This window comes from Algoriphagus faecimaris (genome assembly GCF_900101705.1).
Lineage (GTDB): Bacteria > Bacteroidota > Bacteroidia > Cytophagales > Cyclobacteriaceae > Algoriphagus > Algoriphagus faecimaris.
Map to the genome: position 1 here is coordinate 1 of NZ_FNAC01000093.1, position 2,107 is coordinate 2,107.

A 2,107-nucleotide genomic window follows, 5' to 3' on the forward strand; every position below is an offset into this window, starting at 1 on the left:
AGGAAGGGTATCTACCTTGCTTGGATCAGCTTAAAGCCATATTTGATGGCTCAAAAAGAACTATATACTACCAAAAGCAAATTGGCCAAGGTTCTATCCAACAAAGAACTTTTCGATTATTTCCTAAGCACATCAAGACAGATCACCACCAATCCCGAGGGATTAGGGATATTTCTAAATGGGGCAAATCCGAAATACCATGTCTTAAAGGTTTGCAACCCTTACTGTGGTCCTTGTGCTCGAACGCATCCGCTCTTGGAGCAGCTCTATGAAGCCGGGAATATTGATTTACAGATCGTATTTGTCCCTGGAGGAGGAGATGAGGTCAGACTAAAGACTATCCGGCATCTTTTGGGGATTGCTTCTAAGGGTAATTTAGAACTGACCCACCAAGCTTTGGATGAGTGGTATAGTCAAGATAATAAAGATTATGAAGTCTTTTCGGCAAAGTATCCACTCTACGGAGAACTGGCAAGGCAGGAATCCAACCTCAAGTCCATGCTGGACTGGGCAGAGCAAGAGCAAATTACCCATACGCCTACGATTTTCATCAATGGCTATGAGTTGCCATCCAACTATGCAGTGGAGGATTTGAAATATGTCTTAAACTAAAATAAGCTGCAAATGCAGAAAAATATTCAATCGCGATGAATAGTCACAGTCTCCGGTGACTCAAATGGTCGGAGATTATCTTACCAATTCAAAATTAATTATTAACCAGTTAAATCGTAAACTATGAAAAAGTTAAGTTTAGAAATGCTAAGACTCAGCACTGAGGAAGTCTTAGAAAGAAGTCAGATGAAGAAGATTACAGGGGGGGGGATCTGGGACATGTTGGTTGCGTTGTAGTAACAGCTGGCAGAGATCCATGCAAGTGCCATTTTGTGGTTCTTCAACAGTTTCATTTTATTGTTTAGAAGGATCTGAAGCCACATGTAATTGCAATTAATTTAATAAGGCCAAATGGCAGTATTAAGCTGTCATTTGGTTTTGGATATTCTTATTTTGGAAATTTATATAAAATCACTATGTTTTATCCAAGCTGTTTTAAAAGACTTACATTTAATTCTATAAGGAAAGGATTACAAAATATTCTATTACATATAAATTTTATTAAAGTAAATTAATTAAAAAATATGATAAAAATATTTTATACCCTCATACTTACAATTATAACATCCAGCTTAGCTTATTCACAATACCAATTTACGAAAGTAAAAGAGTTTCGAATTAATTCCTTGTACCAAATTGGCATAGTTGATTATTTCAATTCAAAAGATATCTACCTGGCATATATAAACAAATTATCAAAAGGAATAGAGGTTGCTTTAATTAATGGTAATGGTGAAATAATATTGAGCAAGACTCTACAGGGTGATGGCCCTGAAAAATTTACAACTTCAATGAATAGTTTAGGTTTTTCAAGAGATGGAGATATTTGGGTTCTTACCACTTTTGAACTTCTACTATATGATCAAAAGTTAAAATTGAAAGAAAGAATCAAATTTAAACCCGATACTCAAGTTTATATAGCAAATCGAGCATATCCCTTTCAATACTTTTACAAAAACAACAACCCATCTAATTTGCATTTCTTTTTAAATCCCTCAGGTGTTCATAATTTTCTCGGATTCAGGCAATTTAAAAGCAAACAATTAATAAACTTATATGATAGTCGTTCTAAATCAAATTATTCTTTAGCACCGATTTCAAAAAGAGACGTGGCTCAAAAGCTTAATGAAAATATGTCTGACGTTTATTTTCCAATATACACAGTTGATAAAAAAAAATCGCCAATACTCTATTTAACTTCTTCATTCGACAATGAAATAACTATTTTTGATTTAAACAATGATTCAGAAATAGGAAGTATTAAAATTGAACATGAATCCTTTGATTTTTTAAAAGGAGTGAAGTTAGACATAGATGATATTCCTTCACAGGAAAATATTACACTTGGCGCAAAAAACCATAATATTTTTAAACTGGGAAATGGACTATTAGTTCTAGAGTATATCCAAGAAATCCCCTACGGCACCTATGAACAGAAGATTGCTGAGGACCCAACCTACCATCATTTTCAAGATCCAAACTATCATAGGCTGAT

At 34.1% G+C, this 2,107-nt stretch carries 2 protein-coding genes; both read left to right on the forward strand.

The window, feature by feature from the left end; all coding sequences use genetic code 11:
* Positions 1-612, forward strand: a 612-nt coding sequence (locus BLQ57_RS20675) for a DsbA family protein (protein ID WP_394331281.1), incomplete at its 5' end; no start/stop codon positions are given.
* 524 nt (positions 613-1,136) lie between these two features.
* Positions 1,137-2,107 (forward strand): hypothetical protein (locus BLQ57_RS20680; protein WP_139162858.1); only part of this gene is annotated, 971 nt, incomplete at its 3' end.